Source organism: Bacillus sp. 7894-2 (assembly GCF_002272225.1).
GTDB lineage: Bacteria > Bacillota > Bacilli > Bacillales > Cytobacillaceae > Cytobacillus.
On record NZ_NPDG01000010.1, the window covers coordinates 1 to 19,418 of the forward strand.

A 19,418-nucleotide genomic window follows, 5' to 3' on the forward strand; every position below is an offset into this window, starting at 1 on the left:
CGGAAATCAACGGGCAAAATTGAGAATTGAAGATAACATAAGAAAATAACCATATTTATAGAAGGAGGCAATCCAGATGGCTAGAATCCAGACAAAAAGCGCTGTGGAGAAGATTGTTTCTTATCCGCTTGGCAGCTCGCCGGAAGAGATCAAAGAAAAGTACAATTTAATGGCTGTCCGGAAAATGTCTGATAATGAAAATGTGTATGGGTGTTCACCCGAAGTCAGGAACAGCATCAGCAAAGCAATGAACAGTCTTTACTTTTACCCGGATGGCACTGTTTCCCTGCTCAAACGCAAACTGGCCGGCTTCTATAATATAAGAGAAGATAACTTTCTGGTCAGCAATGGTTCAGAAGAAATCATCCGATTATTGACTAGAGCATACATATGTGCTGGAGATGAAGCGGTCATGGCTCAGAATACATTTCCGCGTTATGAAACAAACGTCCTGATTGAAGGAGGCAGTGCGATAACAGTGCCGCTGCAAAAGGGAACACATAATCTAAGTGCCATGTATGAGAAGATAAACGAAAAAACAAAAATGGTGTTTATCTGCAATCCCAACAATCCTACAGGAACAATAGTCGGTAAAACAGAACTGCTGCAATTCATTGATAAAGTTCCTTCGAATATACTGATTATTCTTGATGAAGCATACTTTGAATATGTGAATTCCGAGGATTATCCTGACTCTATTTCGCTTCTTGAACAGAGGCCTAACTTAATCATTCTAAGGACTTTCTCCAAAATCTACGGTCTTGCCGGACTCCGTGTCGGCTATGGAATCATGCATCCGGAGATCGTGAATGACCTTCATAAAGTAAAAGATGTTTTTAATGTCAACCACCTGGCACAGGCAGCGGCTTCTGCAGCACTAAATGATCAGGACTTTATAAAGGATTGTGCACATAAAAATGCCGAAGAGATGAAATTTGTGTGCCAAAAACTAACAGAATTACATGTCGGCTATTTTCCTTCCCAAACTAATTTTATATATATTTTCAGCCAGCTTCCTATTGCAGGCAACTTGATTGCAAATGGCTTAGTGGTCCGAAAAATGAAGCTTGAAGGCTATCTTGATGCTTTTCGGATGACTTTAGGAACAAGGGAAGATAATGAAGCGGCATTGGCTGTGATAAACAAACTTCTAAATGAAAAGGCGGTGTAGGGCATATGGAATTAAATCCACAGAGTCTTGAGTGGAAAGACGCATATAAGCTGATGGTTGGCTCAATTCTGCCGCGACCCATTGCGTTTGTTACCACAATGGATACCGATGGAAATGTCAATGCAGCCCCATTCAGCTTTTTTACTGCCATATGTGCAGATCCGATGCTGATTTGCTTTTCACCGATGCGAAAAGGGACTGATGGCTCTAAGAAAGATACGCTTGCTAATATTGAAGCCACTAAGGAATTCGTTATTAACATCGTCAGTGAAGACTTTACCGAAAAGATGAATATTTGTGCAGCAGATTTTCCGGCTGATACAGACGAACTGGCCGCCGCGGGTCTCGATAAAGAAAAGAGTGCCGCTGTCAAGCCGCCTCGGGTTAAAGAATCAAAAGTCCATTTGGAATGCAGTCTCTATCAGGTACTTCACTTTGGAGAACATCCCGGTTCAGGAAGCCTGGTGATTGGAAAAGTGGAGCATGTGCATGTTGCTGAAGAGCTTTACGAAAATGGAAGGATTAATTCCGAAAAGCTGAAGCCTGTTGGCCGGATGGCGGGACATATCTATACAAGGCCAATGACTGATATATTTGAATTAATCCGAAAAACGGACCCAAGGTGATGCCATGAAATTCATAACCTTTCAAAAACCGGATGGATCTATAAGAGCGGGCTGGCTGAAGAATCTGGAGTATGCCGTTGATATGCATGAAGCGACCAATGGTGTTCTTCCAAAAACAATGCTGGCTTTCCTTGAAAATCATGAGTTTTTTATGGAATACCTAACTTCCAGCAAAAAACTGATGAACACCGATAAAGGAGTATATCCAGTATCCGATGTGAACTTAATGGCTCCACTGCCAAATCCAAAAAGCTTTCGGGATTTCTATGCTTTTGAAGAACACGTAAAAACGGCAAGAGATAACCGCGGACTTGATATGATATCCGAATGGTATGAAATACCCGTCTTTTATTTTTCAAATCATCTGAGCATTAAGGGTCCAAATGAAGAAATTTCACGTCCCAAGCATTGCGAATGGCTTGATTACGAGCTCGAAATTGCCTGTATCATCGGCAAAGAAGGAAAGGATATTAAAGCTGCCGAAGCGGATGATTATATTTTTGGGTATTGTATCCTGAACGACTGGAGTGCAAGAGATATTCAGCGAAAAGAAATGAAGGTAGGTCTTGGCCCTGCCAAAGGGAAGGATTTTGCCACTTCTGTCGGGCCATATATCGTGACAAAGGATGAGCTTGAGAATTTCCGTGTTGAAAATGGCTATGATTTGCTCATGACGGCAAAAGTCAATGGAACACTTTTATCAGAGGGGAATATGCAGGATATCTACTATTCCTTTAACGAGATGATTGAGCGTGCTTCTGACGGTGTAACCCTCTGCCCTGGTGAAATGATAGGATCCGGGACTGTTGGCAGCGGCTGCATTCTTGAACTTGGTACGGATGTGCACCGCTGGCTGAAGCCTGGAGATGAGATCGAGCTTGAGATTAGCAATCTCGGAATATTAAAAAATCGAATTGCAAATGAGTGAGGTGGAAATATGTTTTATCGTCAAATGGGAAGAATTCCGCACAAGCGCCATACGACCTTCAAAAAATCGGATGGGACCCTATTCAGGGAACAGGTAATGGGGACAAAAGGTTTTTCCGGGACACAATCCATTCTTTATCATCACTACATGCCGACAGAAGTAGCGCGAACTGAACTGATCGGAAAATATGTTCCTGAGTATGAAGATCAGGAGAGCTTAAAGCATCGGCATTTGTTCACAGATCAAATTGAAAAGAAAGGGGATGCACTTTCAGCAAGGGAATATCTGCTCGGGAATGATGACCTTTTAATAGGCACCATAAATATTACTGAGCCGATGAAAAGCTTTTACCGGAATGGCGATGGAGATGAGATGCTCTATATTCACTATGGAACAGGGAAAGTTGAGACCATGTTCGGAACTTTAACCTATCGCCCCGGAGACTATGTCATTATTCCGATTGGCACTGTTTACCGCGTGATTCCGGATAAAGAGCAGCTGACTAAAGTGCTCCTTGTTGAGTCTTTCAGCCAGATTACAACACCAAGAAGATACCGGAATGAGTATGGGCAGCTGCTTGAACATAGTCCATTCTGTGAACGGGATATACGGGGACCGGAGACACTGGAAACATATGATCAAAAAGGAGAATATGAAGTTATCACCAAAACCAGGGGATACTTGCATTCTCATATTCTGAATCATCATCCGCTTGATGTGGAGGGCTGGGACGGCTATCTTTACCCATGGGTCTTCAATATAGAAGATTTTGAACCGATTACTGGAAGGGTGCATCAGCCTCCGCCGGTCCATCAGACATTTGAAGGACATAACTTTGTTGTGTGTTCCTTTGTTCCAAGATTATATGACTATCATCCGGAGGCCATCCCTGCCCCTTACTATCACAGCAATGTCAACAGTGATGAACTGCTGTACTATGTGGAAGGCAATTTCATGAGCAGGAAGGGGATTAGAGAAGGCTCCATCACCCTTCATCCGAGCGGGATTCCACATGGGCCTCATCCGGGGAAAACTGAAGCCAGCATCGGGAAAAAGGAAACACTCGAACTTGCTGTTATGATTGATACATTCAAGCCTTTAAAACTGGTGAAAAACGCTAAGTTAATTGAAGATGAAAATTACATGTTCACGTGGGTTGAATAGAAAAAAAGCACTTTCCTTTTGGAGAGTGCTTTTTTAACTTTCGTTTTGCCATATAATGGCCAATGTTCCCTCACCGGCATGGGCAGCGATCGTTGAACTTATATCACCAATGAGAATATCAAGCCGCGGAAAATGAGACTGTATTTCTTCGGCCAGTTCCTCCGCTTTGGCAGGCACATTCCCATGCATGATTTGAACCTGGGGAATTGTGTGGTTTTCATAGGAATTCCCTAGCAATTCTATCATTCTTTTAAATGCTTTTTTTTCTGAACGGACTTTATCAAACAGTTCAAACTCCCCGTCCCGGTTAATGCGGATAATTGGCTTTATTTTTAATATGCTTCCCAACAGGTATTGTGTGCCAGACATTCTGCCGCCTTTATAAAATTGCTCAAGGCTTCCAAGCAATATATAGTTCTCGGATTTGTTTGTCTCACTTTGCAGGATATCTGCAATTTTATGTGCCGGCACATCATTTTCAGCAAGCTTTAATCCTTTATTGATCAATGATGTAATGGCATAAGACATGCATTTAGAATCAACTGCAAAAATAGGTAACTCAGCCAGCTCTGCTCCGGTTAAACAGCTATTCAGCGTGCCGCTAAGCTTGCTGGATACATGGACAGCAACTGCAGCATCATATTCATGCTTCAATGATTCAAATAGTTCGGCAAATCTTCCGGCAGAGGGCTGCGAAGTTTTTGGAACTTCTTTTTCATTCCGAATCCGGCTATAAAGCTGATCTGTATTTAAATCAATACCATCTTCATACGATTCCTCACCGAATGTAATGGTTAGAGGAACTACATAAACGTCAGGATGTTCCAGCAGCTCCTTAGTAACATAGGCTGTGCTGTCTGTAATCCAGGCAATTTTCTTTTTTATCATGAATGTTTTAAGTCCTTTGTCAATTATTTTGGTATAAATTGAACCGCTTCCATTATTGAAAACTCCCCTCATTATACACGAATAGACCATTACCTGTATTGCTTTTTAGTGATCCATTTATAGGAAAGTCCTTAGTATGTCAGTTAGAAGGTATAGATGGAGCACTTGAAGGCAAATAAGAATGTTTTGTGAACAATAAAAAAATCCCCTGCGTGGCAGGGGAATGCTTGATCTTTATTTAAAAAACTTTAGTTGTCCAATCCTCACAATTCCAAATATCTGTGGCAATTTCACGATAGAAATCCGGTTCGTGGGATACCATCAAAATACTTCCGCGATATGCCTTTAGAGCACGTTTTAATTCTTCTTTTGCATCCACATCCAAGTGATTGGTAGGTTCATCCAGAATTAATAAATTCGTTTCTGTGTTTAAAATTTTACATAATCGAACTTTTGCTTTTTCGCCACCAGAAAGAACTTCGACTTTACTTTCAATATGTTTCGTCGTTAACCCGCATTTTGCAAGAGCAGCACGAACTTCAGCCTGATTCATACTTGGGAACTCGCTCCAGATCTCTTCAATACAAGTGTTGTAGTTTGACTGTTTAACTTCCTGCTCAAAGTAACCGATGTGTTGATACTCACCGCGTTCCACTTTTCCCGAAATGGGGTTAATCAAGCCAAGAATACTTTTTAAAAGAGTAGACTTACCAATACCATTAGCACCCACGAATGCAATTTTTTGTCCGCGTTCCATTTTCAAATTCAGAGGGCGGGAAAGTGGTTCGTTGTAACCAATAACAAGATCTTCAGTCGTGAAAATCCAGCGGCTGGCTGCACGGGCTTCTTTGAAAATAAACTCTGGTTTCGGCTTCTCTCTCCCCAATTCAATAACTTCCATTTTGTCGAGCTTCTTTTGACGGGACATCGCCATATTACGAGTTGCCACACTTGCCTTGTTGCGGGCAACGAAATCCTTTAAATTGGCAATTTCCTGCTGTTGGCGCTTGTATGCAGCCTCCAGTTGCTGCTTTTTCATTTCATATACATTTAAGAAGTTATCATAGTCGCCAACATAGCGATTCAATTCCTGGTTTTCCATGTGATATATCAAGTTAACAACACTGTTTAAGAATGGAATATCATGAGAAATCAAAATAAATGCATTCTCATATTCCTGTAAATAGCGCTTCAGCCATTCGATATGCTGTTCATCCAAATAGTTTGTAGGCTCGTCCAGTAATAGAATTTCTGGCTTTTCCAGCAAAAGCTTAGCCAGCAAAACTTTGGTACGCTGCCCGCCGCTAAGATCATCTATATCCCGATCAAGTCCAACTTCGTCTAATCCCAGGCCACGGGCAACTTCCTCAACTTTTGAATTAATTTGATAGAAATCATTACTATCTAAAGTTTCTTGCAGCTCTCCAACTTCTGCAAGTAATGCATCGATATCAGCACCTTCATCACCCATTTTTGCATAAAGTTCATTGATTTCTGTTTCAGCATCAAAAAGATATTGAAAAGCAGTACTTAAAGCCTCACGCATAGAAGTGCCTTTTTTAAGTACAGCATGCTGGTCTAAGTAACCTACACGAACCTTTCGTGACCACTCAACTTTCCCCTCGTCAGGCTGCAGCTTCCCGGTCACGATATTCATGAAAGTAGACTTACCCTCACCATTTGCCCCAACCAGTCCAACATGTTCACCTTTTAAAAGCCGAAAAGACACATCATTAAAAATCGCACGATCACCGAAACCGTGACTTAAGTTTTGTACATTTAATACGCTCATTTTTTTACCCCTTCTCTAATATTCCATGTGGATATCTTACTAGATTTAGAATGTTTTTTCTATCTAAAGTTATTTCCTGCTTCATTATTGGATAAATAGTAGTCGCGGCAGTAATGTTGGGGATCAGTAAATAGGGGGTCATACTAGCACTTCACCACGAAAAAAGGTGCCAAGCAGCTTATGGCACCTTTCGCTATTTTTAGTAGTTTACTTTACTCCCTGCGGCACTGCAAGGCCAAGACCTTTAGCAATACGTGTGCCGTAGTCAGGATCAGCTTTAAAGAAATGCTGAATCTGGCGAAGCTTTATTTCTTCTTTTTCCACAGGCGTCATGGCAGCAACAATGTTTGCTACAAGACGGGAGCGTTCTTCCTCACTCATTAAGCGGTATAGATCACCGGCTTGTGTGTAGTGGTCATTATGGTCGTACGCAACGCTTTCGGCTAAACCGGATACAGGGTATGCAGCCTGCTTGTGCTCCGGTACTTCAGTTGGCCCCCCAAAGCTGTTCGGCTCGTAATAAACAGTTCCTCCGCCATTGTTATCAAAGCGCATCTGGCCGTCACGCTGGTAATTTTGCACTTCGTTTTTAGGGCGGTTGATTGGCAGCATCTGATGGTTTGCACCTACACGGTAACGGTGTGCATCATGGTAGGCAAACAGGCGGCCCTGAAGCATTTTATCAGGTGACACATCAATGCCAGGTACTAGAGTTCCGGGAGAGAAGGTAGCCTGCTCAACTTCAGCAAAGTAGTTTTCCGGGTTTCTATTGAGAACCATACGTCCTACTTCGATTAATGGGTAATCTCTTTGTGACCACACTTTCGTGACATCGAATGGGTCGAAACGGTAAGTATTTGCATCCTCAAGCGGCATGATTTGCACGCAAAGCTTCCAGGAAGGATAGTCTCCATTCTCAATTGCATTGAATAAGTCCTCTGTATGGTAATCCGGATTTTCGCCTGCCATTTTAGCTGCAGCTTCGACACTGAGGTTTTTAACACCTTGCTCTGTTTTAAAGTGATATTTCACCCAGACGCCTTCGCCCTTATCATTTACCCACTTGAAGGTATGGCTTCCAAACCCATGCATATGTCTTAGTGTTGCAGGAATTCCCCGGTCAGACATTAAGATGGTTACCTGGTGCAGCGACTCAGGGGATAAGGACCAGAAGTCCCAGACGGCAGTCGGATTTTTCAAATGAGTCTTAGGATCACGCTTCTGTGTATGAATAAAGTCAGGGAACTTGATGGCATCCCGGATAAAGAATACAGGCGTGTTGTTTCCTACAAGATCGTAGTTTCCTTCTTCTGTATAGAATTTAACAGCAAAGCCGCGCGGATCGCGTACAGTATCTGCAGAACCAAGTTCGCCGGCTACAGTTGAAAAGCGGATGAATAAAGGCGTTCTTTTGCCTACTTCAGATAGAAAAGCTGCTTTTGTATATTTAGTGAGGTCATTTGTAACTTCAAAATAGCCATGTGCACCGGCACCTTTTGCATGAACAACACGCTCAGGCACACGTTCTCTGTTAAAATGGGCGAGCTTTTCCAGCAAGTGTACATCCTGAATTAATGTTGGCCCTCTTGAGCCGGCAGTCATTGAATTTTGGTTATCGCCAACTGGCGCGCCCCAGCTTGTTGTGAGATTATTTTTTTTTGTCATTCTATAATCACCTCATAAAAGTTTAATAACTTGCTTATATTTGCAATGATAACACTTCTCAAAGTAAAATCAATACTTTTTTATAATAATTATAAATAAATATAAATTATTAAGAGGAACATCTTATAAAAAGAGCAGGCAATTGCTTGTTTGAAAAGGGCATTAGTATATTTATATTTTCGTTTTTACCTAAAAGAACTTGTTTTTTGAAAGGGGAAGGAGTAGGAGTTGGAATGATCTCTAATATAAAAAATCGGGCGGTTTGGCAACCGCCCGATTTATTAGCTAATATTCTCCCTTATGATCGGCATGCTCATGCATCTTGGGCCGCCACGGCCTCTTGAAAGTTCCGAGCTGAGAATTTCAATGACTTCAACTCCATTTTGCCGGAGTACGTCGTTTGAAACATAGTTTCTGTCGTAAGTGACAACTACACCGGGAGCGATGGCGAGTGTATTGGAGCCATCGTTCCACTGTTCGCGTGCCGATGCAATCGGGCAGCCTCCTCCGCAGGGGATTAACACTAATTCATTAAGATGAAGTACTTCTTTCAATGTTTCTTTCAGTGAGTTTTTCTCTGTAATCTTAAGAGTTTCTGAATTATTCTCCTGTTCCAGTATGTAAATCTTCATACTGCCATCTCTATCTTCAATAGCAGGATGGTAGGTGAATTTATCATGATCGATCATGGTGAAAACGGTATCCAGGTGCATGAATGCGCGGATTTTAGGGATTTCAACTGCCACAACCTTTTTAATGGCATCCTGACGGGAGAATAACTCTCGTGCAAGTTTTTCAATTCCTTGTGCAGAGGTTCTTGCACTGACGCCAATGGCAACCACTTCGTCACTTAAAATCAGCTCATCTCCGCCTTCAAGAGAGTAGAGGTCATCACGCTTAAAGTAAGCAGGGATCTCATGTTTATTAAAACGCGGATGATGATTCATGATGCAGTCCATAAAAATGGATTCCCTTCTCCTTGCAGGCTCATGCATTCGATTAATCGTAATGCCTTCACCGATAACCGCAGCCGGATCCCTCGTAAAATAGAGGTTAGGCATGGGGTCGAGATAAAAAGGATAATGATCCGGCATCATTTCATGAAGATGAATTTTCTTATCCTGATCAATATCCGACTTAACGACACCAGCCATCACTTTCTTAACCAGTTCATCGGGAGAAAGAGATAAGAGATACTCTTTCACTGTATCATAGGAACCATTGATATTAGATTGGCTTTCCCATAAGACCTTTTCAATAAAAGCCAGTCTTGCCTCGTCCTGCTGTATGGCTTCTGTCATCAATTTATCGAGATATAAGACCTCAATTCCCCGGTTGCTTAAAATATTGGCGAAATAATCATGTTCTTTTTGAATGGCAGGCAGAAATGGAATGTCATCGAATAAAAGTCTTTTCAAATATTGAGGCGTAAGGTTTTCGATTTCCTTACCCGGCCTATGCAGAAGGACCGTCTTTAATTCTCCTATTTCCGAAGTTACGTTTAGCGGATGTTTCATTATAATAATTACCTCCAAAGGCTTAATGCCTGACCTATTGTTCTATGTTTGATTGGTTCCCTGTGCAATCATAGAGTAAACAGATCAATTATGTGTATATTTATTCAATTTAGCTAAATATGCAGGTAAATTTTTTCTAGATAATAGGGAAAACTGTTTATAAGGAAATTTCAAAGAAACACCAATAGAAAATCTGTCCTTCATAAGTGTACAAAATGAAAAATTGTGTTAAAGTATAATGTGGAAAAACCTTTACATAGCTAACTTTATTTACTCAAAAAATGTCCACTCTAAAAGTACAGTTGTGTATTAGTTGGCGACATTCAATAAAAATGCACTGGGGGATACTGATATGACCAGCAAAATTTTAGATGCTTTTTTACAGGAAAACCTGGAGGATTTAAAAGATAGAGGACTTTACAACGTAATCGACCCGCTTGAAAGCCCAAATGGTCCAATAATCAAAATCAACGGCAGAGAACTAATTAATCTTTCATCCAATAATTATTTAGGTTTGGCAACTGATGAAAGACTAAAAAAGTCTGCAAACGAAGCAATTGAAAAATTTGGTGTTGGAGCAGGTGCTGTCCGCACGATCAATGGAACGCTTGAACTTCACACGAAACTTGAAGAAAAGCTGGCTGAGTTCAAACATACAGAAGCAGCTATCGCATACCAATCCGGATTTAATTGTAACATGGCTGCTATTTCTGCTGTTATGGATAAAAATGATGCCATTTTGTCTGATGAGCTGAACCATGCTTCCATTATTGATGGATGCCGCTTATCAAAAGCCAAGATTATTCGCGTAAATCATTCTGACATGGAAGATTTAAGAGCTAAAGCGAAGGAAGCGAAAGAATCAGGACAGTACAACAAAATCATGGTTATTACTGACGGAGTCTTCTCGATGGATGGGGATATCGCAAAGCTTCCTGAGATCGTGGAAATCGCGGAAGAGTTCGATCTGATCACATATGTGGATGATGCACACGGTTCAGGAGTTCTTGGAAAGGGAGCGGGCACTGTTAAGCACTTCGGCCTTTCCGACAAAATCGATTTTCAGATCGGCACACTTTCAAAGGCAATTGGTGTTGTTGGTGGATATGTGGCCGGCAAAAAGGATTTAATTGATTGGCTGAAAGTACGCAGCAGACCATTCCTATTCTCTACATCTTTAACACCTGCAGATGTAGCAGCAAGCACGAAAGCTATTGAACTGCTTATGGAAAGTACTGAACTGAATGAAAAGTTATGGGAAAATGCTAACTACCTTAAGGACGGGCTGCAAAAATTAGGCTTTGATATAGGCGACAGCGAAACGCCGATTACTCCTTGTATTGTTGGGGATGAAGTAAAAACACAGGAATTCAGCAAAAAGCTCAATGAAGAAGGCGTTTATGCAAAATCAATCGTCTTCCCGACTGTTCCAAGGGGAACGGGCCGTGTCAGAAACATGCCATCTGCAGCACATACGAAAGAAATGCTGGATCAGGCAATTGCAATATATGAAAAAGTCGGCAAGGAAATGGGAATTATTTAAGTTCGGCTATATATACAAACTAAGGCAAAGAGGAAACGTTGGAGGAATAAGATGAAACGGATTATGATTACGGGAGCATTAGGTCAAATCGGCTCTGAACTAACCTTGAAATTAAGAGAAATCTATGGAACAGATAATGTTATCGCAACAGACATCAGAAAAAATGATTCTGAGGCTGCTAATTCAGGACCATTTGAAATGGTTGACGTTACCGATGCAAAATCAATGATGGACACAGCAAAGAAATATAATGTAGATACAGTTATTCATATGGCTGCTCTATTATCAGCTACAGCTGAGGCTAACCCGGTATTTGCATGGAATTTAAATATGGGCGGACTTATGAATGCACTTGAAACAGCTAGAGAGTGCAATGCACAATTCTTTACGCCAAGCTCCATTGGTGCATTTGGACCTTCTACACCTAAAGACAACACTCCACAGGATACGATTCACCGCCCTACTACAATGTATGGCGTGAATAAGGTTGCAGGCGAATTGCTGTCGGATTACTACTATTACAAGTTTGGTGTGGATACCAGAGGCCTGAGATTCCCTGGTTTAATCTCCTATGTAACTCCTCCAGGGGGCGGAACGACTGATTACGCTGTTGAGATCTATTATGAAGCCATTAAAAATGGCCGCTATACATCCTACATCGACAAAGGCACATATATGGATATGATGTATATGCCGGATGCGCTGAATGCTATCATTGATTTAATGGAAGCTGATGCAGATAAACTCATCCACCGCAACTCCTTTAATGTAACAGCGATGAGTTTTGAACCTGAACAGATTGCGGCTGAAATCAGAAAGCATGTCCCAGGATTTGAAATTTCCTATGAAGTGGATCCTGTACGCCAGGGAATTGCAGACAGCTGGCCAAATTCGATTGATGCCTCAGCAGCAAGAGAAGAGTGGGGATTCAAAGCAGATTTTGACTTAGCAAAAATGACTGCTGATATGCTTGATAAATTAAGAACAAAATTATGATCAAATAAAAAGGGACGCCGCTTGGCTGTCCCTTTTACAATTTTATGTTAAATTGCCCGAGAAGAAAATCTTCTTTTTCCCCCACGGTTAGTTCGAATTTATTTTTACCGGATTCTTCAGACTTGGTAACAGCTAATCCTGATAGTGTAATACGGCCATCCTTTGTAGCAATAGTCGCCAGATCGCCATGTGTAAAATGGGATTCAGGTGAAGTCTGATTGAATAAACAGGCATCATAAAAGTGGTAAAGCTGCACCGGCCTATCAGAAAATCGGTATAGAATTTTCCATTTGGCATTCTCAAGACGCTGAAGATCAAACTTTCCTTCGGCTGTCGCTTTTATCCTGTATGTTCCGCTGACATCGGTTTTTTCCTCACCGGTTAAAGGCAGAGGCTGCCGGACGGAATCACCGAACCCTACATCAACCAAATAAGGAAGCTCGTGCAAGTAAACCAATATAGCTGCATGAGAATCATCTCTGACCCATCCATCAGGCTTTTTAACGGTGCAGGAAATGAGATGTGATTGATATCCCAGTTCTGCCAGAAGAAGTTGAAACAGACCGTTTAATTCATAGCAAAAGCCACCCCGGCTCCGCCCTAGTATTTTCTCAGAAAACAAATCTGTGTCCAGCCTTATGGGGATTTTTCGTGTCACATCCAAGTTTTCAAATGGAATATTGAGCATATGCCCGCTTTGCAGTTCTGTCAGATATTCAAGATCCAGATTACGGTCAGCCGAAACTTTAATTCGCTGCAGGTATTTTTGTGCATCCATCAAATCACTCCATAAATTTTTTTGCTTTCTATTTAGAAGGAAAAACAAATCGATTTGCAGTAATAAGACAGTTATACTAGAATGTCTTTATATTTACATTCTAACAAATTACACACGGAGGTTTAAATATGGCTTATGAAGTAAAAGTTGAATTTTGCATGATGTGAAACTACGCACCTAAAGCCGCGAGTTTCGCGGAAGAGCTATTTACGCATTTTCATTCTGAGATCTCGAAAATGGAATTGGTTCCAAGCAAGGGCGGAGCTTTTGAAGTAACAGTTAATGGAGAAAAGCTTTATTCTAAGCTGGATACAGGCGTTTTTCCTAAAACCAAAGAAATCATCGAAAAAATGCAAAAATAAAATGGTAAAAAACCTTCTCCGGGCGGAGGAGGTTTTTTGCTGATCTATGTAAACAAAGGGTAAAGGCAACCCCTATCTCAGTTTATTAATCGATGATTATCTCTCTATTGCATCCCGGTCCCGCTTCATTTTTATTAATAAAAATCTCTAATATCTCATTTGCAAAATCTGCACTAACCTTTTTATTTACAACGGAGAAAGGCAGTTTAACTTTTCGCATGCATGGTTGTCCGCGCCGAATTGCTTTTGTGTCATCTATTTTAGCAGCTTTGATGATTATGCTGTCTTCTTTTAGGGAAACGGTTACATCTTTTGAGGCACATCCCGTTAAAAGCGCCTCAACAATAATCTGTGCTTCTGTATCGTATAAGTCGATGCGGAATGTTATCTGATCCAAATAAGAAGAAAGCGGGTCCAGGTAATAATCCTCCATCCATTTTTCCAATTCACTCAAATTAAACGGATGGAAATCTTCCTTTTTGTTCAACTTCAAAACCCCCTTGTTTCCTTCTATAGTATTCATTTCATGCAAATTAGTGAAAAATGATATAATAACGGGGCAAATGCTGGAGGGATATTATGAAGAGTACAGTCAGAAAAATTTTGCCGGTGCATGAACTGCAAAAAGACCGGCGTTTTACTCATTTAATGAAACAGTATGGACTTGACTTTATACATACAACCAACATGTTGAAAGAGGTAATTTCTGATATTAGGAATACTATTCTTGCCGGGAACTGGACCGGTGAGGAGCCCGGTACGGAAAAGTTTACGGACCTTATATTTCAAAAAGCAGAAAAGTTAATCACTGTTCGGTATGGATATACACTTAAAAGGGTTATTAATGCTACTGGCACTGTTCTTCACACTAATCTTGGCCGGGCACGGTTAAGCAAGTCTGCAGCAGATCATATGCTTGAAGCTGCCATGAACTATTCCAATTTGGAGTATAACCTGGATAAAGGCGAACGGGGATCCAGGCATAGTCACCTGGAAAATCTGATCAAAGAACTGACAGGTGCAGAAGCAGCCATGGCAGTCAATAATAACGCTGCTGCCGTTTATTTCATTTTAAGAGCTCTTGCGGATGAAAAAGAAGTAATCGTTTCCCGTGGACAGCTTGTTGAAATCGGAGGCTCCTTCAGGGTATCAAGCATAATGGAAGAGAGCGGGGCAAAGCTCGTTGAAGTGGGAACAACAAATAAAACCCACCTGGAAGATTATAATAAAGTGATAAATGAAGATACAGCTATGATTATGAAGGTGCACACGAGCAATTTTAAAATTATTGGTTTTACGAAAGAAGTCGGCACCGGGGAACTTGCCCGCCTATCAAAAGAAAAAAACCTCATATTTTATGAAGATCTGGGCAGCGGTGCACTATTCGATTTTAAAAGCAAAGGAATCGGAAATGAACCAGCAGTCAGCGATGTTTTAAAAATGGGGGCAGATATCGTTTCTTTCAGTGGAGATAAGCTTTTGGGCGGCCCTCAGGCAGGAATTATTGCCGGAAGAAAGGAATTAATCGAAAAGCTGCAAAAGCATCAGCTTGCCCGGGTTCTCCGGGTAGATAAAATGACAATTGCTGCTCTCGAAGGCACTCTTATTGATTACATAAAAGGCGAAGAGGGTCTGAAAAATATTCCGGTGGTCCATGATGTTTTGATGACCAGTGATGAACTCAAAGTAAGAACGTCCCAATTTCTTAACAGATTACAAGCCGCCGGGAACGATTATGTATGCTCGATGAGACAGAGTACAGGGCAGGTTGGAGGAGGCACGATGCCTGATGTAGAGCTTCCATCCTGGATTGCTGTTTTAAAGCACCTTCAATATTCAGCAGATCATATCGGCCGCCAGTTAAGGATTAATTCCTCCATAATAGTCAGGATTCAAAAGGAAGAAATTCTGATTGACCTTAGGACAGTAACTCCTGAAGAAGAGGATACTATAATAAATGCTTTAACTGCTGTTTAAAGAAAAAGCAGGTGCCTGATGATGAGGCAGCTGCTTCTTTGTATTCACATATCGTGGTGTGAATTATGTTTTTGTCTGGTGTGGTTATGGTTTTTTACTTTCTTAGAGCCGCTCAATGGTTCAGGCTGTCCATCATTATTATGTCCTTTAGGTGCATTCTTTCGCATGTCTTTGCCATTGTTTTTGTTCAATTGAAGTCCTCCTCGGTTAATAGGATGTTTCTTCCGCTCCAGGCAGCTGATATGCCGCTTCCGTCTTAATGGCTGACGGGTAAAAAGATACAAGGTGATATTCACCTTCATCTCATGTGTTAGTTTGTCTCTTTTCCATTGAAAAATTGCCTTGCAAAATGTGGCTGAATGTCAAGATTTGCTCCTAAGAGATTCCTCGGAATATTTTATGATACTATTGCGCAATTTAATGGTACAAATTTTATTAGGAGTGAAATAAACATGCCATACCATAAAGATAAACAGCAGGCATTTCAGGCAGCACAGCAGGGAATGGAAGATGCCCAGGAGCTTTACGCTGAAATTGTAAGAGATTCTGCCAGTTATGGACATCAGCTAAAACATCTGAAGCAGGAAGTAAATGAAGCATACTCTCAAATTGAAAATGCCCTGGAGGTTGCATCTGACCATCAGCGAGCGCAGCTGGAAAGATTCCAGCAGGATTTAAGATCCATGGTTGATGATGTAAATCAGTATTAGAATTTACCCGGCTGCAGTTCAGCCGGGTATTATTTATTGATTCTTCTTCCGCTTTTTATTGTTTTGCCTTTGAGCTTCTGTTAATGGTTCATTCGCATATTCCTCATTATACCCTGCGCCTATGCCCTGGCCCTGTGCAGCGTTCATACCTTGAATAATATGATTAGACTTTCTTTTAGCCATAGTCATCACCTCCCTGTTACTATTTTTCCTTGGATAATGTCAATTTATGTTGTTTTTTGGACCGGCGGATTCCCTTTTTCGTTTTTGCAGAATAATAACCAGGCAAGGTATGGAATTTTTGTCTAATTGAAAAACACTATCAATTACGGCATTTAAAAGACTTAATCGAGTAAATGAGAAATTATGATAAGAAAAACTTATCAAAAACAATAACTTTCTTGTTATTTACTTATATAGCAGGTTGTATTAATATAGGAATTGTGAGAAAAGTAAGGATGGACGAAAATTCAAACTTTTCGACAATTACCTAACACTTGGTATATGATGTTTATTGAAAGAGGGGGTAATACATTTGGCAAAGAACGATGTGTTCAATTCCCGCAAATCCTTTGATCTGGACGGGAAGCGCTATCATTACTATCATTTAGGAGCTCTGGAACAAGCTGGAGTAGGTAATGTTTCCAAATTGCCTTATTCAATTAAGGTATTATTGGAATCAGTACTTCGTCAATATGACGGCCGTGTAATTACAAAAGAGCATGTTGAAAACCTGGCAAAATGGGGAACTTCTGAAGTAAAAGAAGTAGATGTTCCTTTTAAACCATCACGTGTAATTCTGCAGGACTTCACTGGAGTTCCGGCAGTAGTTGACCTTGCTTCATTGCGTAAGGCAATGGCTGACATGGGTGGAGATCCTGACAAAATTAATCCTGAGAAGCCAGTTGATCTGGTTATTGACCACTCTGTACAGGTAGATAAGTATGGAACACCTGATTCACTTGAGGCCAACATGGAGCTTGAATTCGAGCGAAATGCAGAGCGTTACCAGTTCTTAAGCTGGGCACAAAAAGCATTTGACAATTATCGTGCAGTTCCGCCTGCAACAGGTATTGTTCACCAGGTAAACCTTGAGTTTCTTGCGAATGTTGTTCATGCGCTTGAGACAACGGAAGGTGATTACGAAGCCTTCCCTGATACTCTTGTAGGTACTGACTCCCATACAACCATGATCAACGGTATCGGCGTTCTTGGATGGGGTGTAGGAGGTATTGAAGCTGAAGCAGGTATGCTTGGCCAGCCTTCATATTTCCCTGTTCCTGAAGTTGTAGGGGTTAAGCTTACTGGAGAGCTTCCTAACGGAACAACTGCTACTGACCTTGCATTAAAAGTAACTCAAGTACTGCGCAGCCAGGGAGTGGTTGGCAAATTTGTAGAATTCTTCGGCCCTGGTGTCCCACAGCTTCCATTGGCTGACCGCGCTACAATTGCTAACATGGCTCCGGAATACGGTGCAACTTGCGGTTTCTTCCCTGTTGATGCAGAAGCCCTTGATTACATGCGCCTGACTGGACGTCCTGAAGAGCAAATCAAGATTGTTGAAAAATACTGCAAAGAAAATGGAATGTTCTTCGATCCATCTTTAGAGCCGGTATACACAAATGTAGTTGAAATCAATCTTTCCGAAATTGAAGCGAACCTTTCAGGTCCTAAGCGTCCGCAGGATTTAATTCCGCTTTCAGCAATGAAAAAGGAGTTCAATGACGCGATAACTGCTCCACAGGGCAACCAGGGCTTTGGCTTGGATAAGAAAGAAATCGACAAAGAAGTCACTGTTGAATTTGCAAATGGCGATTCAACCAAGATGAAAACGGGTGCTGTTGGCATTGCGGCAATCACTAGCTGTACAAATACTTCAAACCCTTACGTTTTAGTTGGTGCAGGTTTAGTGGCGAAAAAGGCAGTTGAACTTGGAATGGAAGTTCCTAAGTTCGTAAAAACTTCTTTAGCACCGGGATCTAAGGTTGTTACTGGATACCTGCGTGATTCAGGACTTCTTCCATACATGGAACAGCTTGGATTCAACCTTGTTGGCTATGGCTGTACAACATGTATCGGTAACTCCGGTCCATTAAGAGAAGAAATCGAAAAGGCTGTAGCTGAAAGCGATCTTCTTGTAACATCTGTTCTTTCCGGTAACCGTAACTTTGAAGGACGTATCCATCCGCTTGTAAAAGCTAACTACCTGGCTTCTCCGCCATTAGTAGTCGCTTATGCACTAGCTGGAACTGTCGATATCGATCTTCAAAACGAGTCAATCGGAAAAGACAAGAATGGCAACGATGTCTTCTTTAACGATATTTGGCCATCTACTGCTGAAGTTAATGAAGTGGTTAAACAGACAGTTACACCTGAATTGTTCCGTAAAGAATATGAGCATGTATTTGACGATAATGCTCGCTGGAATCAAATTCAAACAAGCAATGAGCCTTTATATACATTTGATGATAATTCAACATATATTCAGAACCCTCCATTCTTCGAAGGCTTAACTCCTAATGCTGCTGAAGTTAAACCTTTATCAGGATTGCGTGTTGTCGGCAAATTCGGTGATTCTGTAACAACTGACCATATTTCTCCGGCAGGTGCGATCGGAAAAGATACGCCAGCAGGAAAATATCTTCGCGAGAACGGTGTTGAACCACGTGACTTTAACTCTTATGGATCCCGACGCGGTAACCATGAGGTAATGATGCGCGGTACATTTGCAAACATCCGTATCCGCAATCAAATTGCGCCAGGCACAGAAGGCGGATTTACAACTTACTGGCCAACTGGTGAAGTTACATCTATCTATGATGCTTGCATGAAGTATAAAGAAGATGGAACTGGCCTTGTTGTTCTTGCCGGCAAAGACTATGGAATGGGATCTTCCCGTGACTGGGCTGCAAAAGGTACGAACCTGCTTGGAATTAAAACAGTTATTGCTGAAAGCTATGAGCGTATCCACCGTTCTAACCTTGTACTAATGGGAGTTCTTCCACTTCAGTTCAAGGAAGGCGAAAGTGCAGAAACTCTTGGCTTGTCAGGAAAAGAAACGATCGATGTTCAAATCGACGAAAATGTTAGACCACGTGACTTTGTTAAGGTTACAGCTACAGATGAGAACGGCAACCAGACTACATTTGAAGTTCTTGTCCGTTTCGACTCTGAAGTTGAAATCGATTACTATCGTCATGGCGGAATCCTTCAAATGGTTCTTCGTGACAAATTGGCTAACTAATTTTAACCCGCCGCTATGTGTTTGCTCACATAGCGGTTTTTTTTTTACAAAACATAC

17 protein-coding genes and 1 pseudogene are annotated in these 19,418 nt (G+C 41.3%); 10 read left to right on the forward strand and 8 right to left on the reverse strand.

The window, feature by feature from the left end:
• Positions 1 to 76: 76 nt before the first annotated feature.
• From hisC to CHI10_RS02175, 4 genes are read left to right on the forward strand one after another with little or no spacing between them, the layout of a single operon-like run.
• On the forward strand, positions 77 to 1,171 hold the full coding sequence (hisC, locus tag CHI10_RS02160; RefSeq protein ID WP_095242636.1) for a histidinol-phosphate transaminase: 1,095 nt from the start codon (positions 77 to 79) through the stop codon (positions 1,169 to 1,171).
• A gap of 5 nt (positions 1,172 to 1,176) precedes the next feature.
• The gene (locus CHI10_RS02165; protein WP_095242637.1) at positions 1,177 to 1,797 is read left to right on the forward strand and encodes a flavin reductase family protein; all 621 of its coding nucleotides are present in this window, start codon (positions 1,177 to 1,179) and stop codon (positions 1,795 to 1,797) included.
• 4 nt (positions 1,798 to 1,801) lie between these two features.
• Positions 1,802 to 2,725 (forward strand): fumarylacetoacetate hydrolase family protein, encoded by a 924-nt coding sequence (locus CHI10_RS02170; protein WP_095242638.1) that lies wholly within the window; start codon positions 1,802 to 1,804, stop codon positions 2,723 to 2,725.
• A 9-nt stretch (positions 2,726 to 2,734) separates the two neighbouring features.
• Positions 2,735 to 3,889 (forward strand): homogentisate 1,2-dioxygenase, encoded by a 1,155-nt coding sequence (locus CHI10_RS02175; protein WP_095242639.1) that lies wholly within the window; start codon positions 2,735 to 2,737, stop codon positions 3,887 to 3,889.
• Between the two features lie 33 nt (positions 3,890 to 3,922).
• On the opposite strand, the gene CHI10_RS02180 is transcribed toward CHI10_RS02175, so the two are convergent.
• The 4 genes from CHI10_RS02180 to arcA form a co-directional block, all read right to left on the reverse strand.
• A complete protein-coding gene (locus tag CHI10_RS02180; protein ID WP_095242711.1) occupies positions 3,923 to 4,777 on the reverse strand; it encodes a DegV family protein in 855 nt (284 codons plus the stop codon).
• 238 nt (positions 4,778 to 5,015) lie between these two features.
• Positions 5,016 to 6,569, reverse strand: a complete 1,554-nt coding sequence (locus tag CHI10_RS02185) for an ABC-F family ATP-binding cassette domain-containing protein (protein WP_095242640.1) — start codon at positions 6,567 to 6,569, stop codon at positions 5,016 to 5,018.
• A 207-nt stretch (positions 6,570 to 6,776) separates the two neighbouring features.
• Positions 6,777 to 8,234 (reverse strand): catalase KatA, encoded by a 1,458-nt coding sequence (katA, locus tag CHI10_RS02190; protein ID WP_095242641.1) that lies wholly within the window; start codon positions 8,232 to 8,234, stop codon positions 6,777 to 6,779.
• 281 nt (positions 8,235 to 8,515) lie between these two features.
• Complete coding sequence (gene arcA, locus CHI10_RS02195) at positions 8,516 to 9,751, reverse strand: arginine deiminase (RefSeq protein ID WP_095242642.1); 1,236 nt, start codon at positions 9,749 to 9,751, stop codon at positions 8,516 to 8,518.
• 352 nt (positions 9,752 to 10,103) lie between these two features.
• On the opposite strand from arcA, the gene CHI10_RS02200 reads away from it, so the two are divergent.
• Together CHI10_RS02200 and CHI10_RS02205 are read left to right on the forward strand one after the other, a co-directional pair.
• On the forward strand, positions 10,104 to 11,294 hold the full coding sequence (locus CHI10_RS02200) for a glycine C-acetyltransferase (protein WP_095242643.1): 1,191 nt from the start codon (positions 10,104 to 10,106) through the stop codon (positions 11,292 to 11,294).
• A 51-nt stretch (positions 11,295 to 11,345) separates the two neighbouring features.
• Positions 11,346 to 12,290 carry an L-threonine 3-dehydrogenase gene (locus CHI10_RS02205; RefSeq protein WP_095242644.1) on the forward strand — a complete coding sequence of 315 codons (945 nt, stop codon included), beginning with the start codon at positions 11,346 to 11,348 and terminating at the stop codon, positions 12,288 to 12,290.
• A gap of 34 nt (positions 12,291 to 12,324) precedes the next feature.
• Here CHI10_RS02205 and CHI10_RS02210 read toward each other — a convergent pair whose 3' ends face one another.
• A complete protein-coding gene (locus CHI10_RS02210; protein ID WP_095242645.1) occupies positions 12,325 to 13,068 on the reverse strand; it encodes an arylamine N-acetyltransferase family protein in 744 nt (247 codons plus the stop codon).
• A 179-nt stretch (positions 13,069 to 13,247) separates the two neighbouring features.
• Here CHI10_RS02210 and CHI10_RS02215 point away from each other — a divergent pair.
• Positions 13,248 to 13,430, forward strand: a pseudogene (locus CHI10_RS02215) (Rdx family protein); the annotation flags it as partial.
• An 85-nt stretch (positions 13,431 to 13,515) separates the two neighbouring features.
• On the opposite strand, the gene CHI10_RS02220 reads toward CHI10_RS02215, so the two are convergent.
• A complete protein-coding gene (locus CHI10_RS02220) occupies positions 13,516 to 13,917 on the reverse strand; it encodes an Hsp20/alpha crystallin family protein (protein WP_095242647.1) in 402 nt (133 codons plus the stop codon).
• A gap of 92 nt (positions 13,918 to 14,009) precedes the next feature.
• On the opposite strand from CHI10_RS02220, the gene selA reads away from it, so the two are divergent.
• Positions 14,010 to 15,407: an L-seryl-tRNA(Sec) selenium transferase gene (selA, locus tag CHI10_RS02225; RefSeq protein ID WP_095242648.1), complete on the forward strand. Its 1,398-nt coding sequence runs from the start codon at positions 14,010 to 14,012 to the stop codon at positions 15,405 to 15,407.
• A gap of 44 nt (positions 15,408 to 15,451) precedes the next feature.
• On the opposite strand, the gene CHI10_RS02230 is transcribed toward selA, so the two are convergent.
• Complete coding sequence (locus CHI10_RS02230) at positions 15,452 to 15,598, reverse strand: small acid-soluble spore protein P (protein ID WP_095242649.1); 147 nt, start codon at positions 15,596 to 15,598, stop codon at positions 15,452 to 15,454.
• Positions 15,599 to 15,859: 261 nt separating this feature from the next.
• Here CHI10_RS02230 and CHI10_RS02235 point away from each other — a divergent pair, with 261 nt between their 5' ends.
• Positions 15,860 to 16,117, forward strand: a complete 258-nt coding sequence (locus CHI10_RS02235) for a DUF2524 family protein (protein WP_095242650.1) — start codon at positions 15,860 to 15,862, stop codon at positions 16,115 to 16,117.
• A 33-nt stretch (positions 16,118 to 16,150) separates the two neighbouring features.
• Here CHI10_RS02235 and sspO read toward each other — a convergent pair whose 3' ends face one another.
• Positions 16,151 to 16,300, reverse strand: coding sequence for a small acid-soluble spore protein O (gene sspO / locus CHI10_RS02240; RefSeq protein ID WP_095242651.1), 150 nt, complete (start codon positions 16,298 to 16,300; stop codon positions 16,151 to 16,153).
• A 352-nt stretch (positions 16,301 to 16,652) separates the two neighbouring features.
• Here sspO and acnA point away from each other — a divergent pair, with 352 nt between their 5' ends.
• Positions 16,653 to 19,361, forward strand: coding sequence for an aconitate hydratase AcnA (gene acnA / locus CHI10_RS02245; RefSeq protein ID WP_095242652.1), 2,709 nt, complete (start codon positions 16,653 to 16,655; stop codon positions 19,359 to 19,361).
• Positions 19,362 to 19,418: the final 57 nt, after the last annotated feature.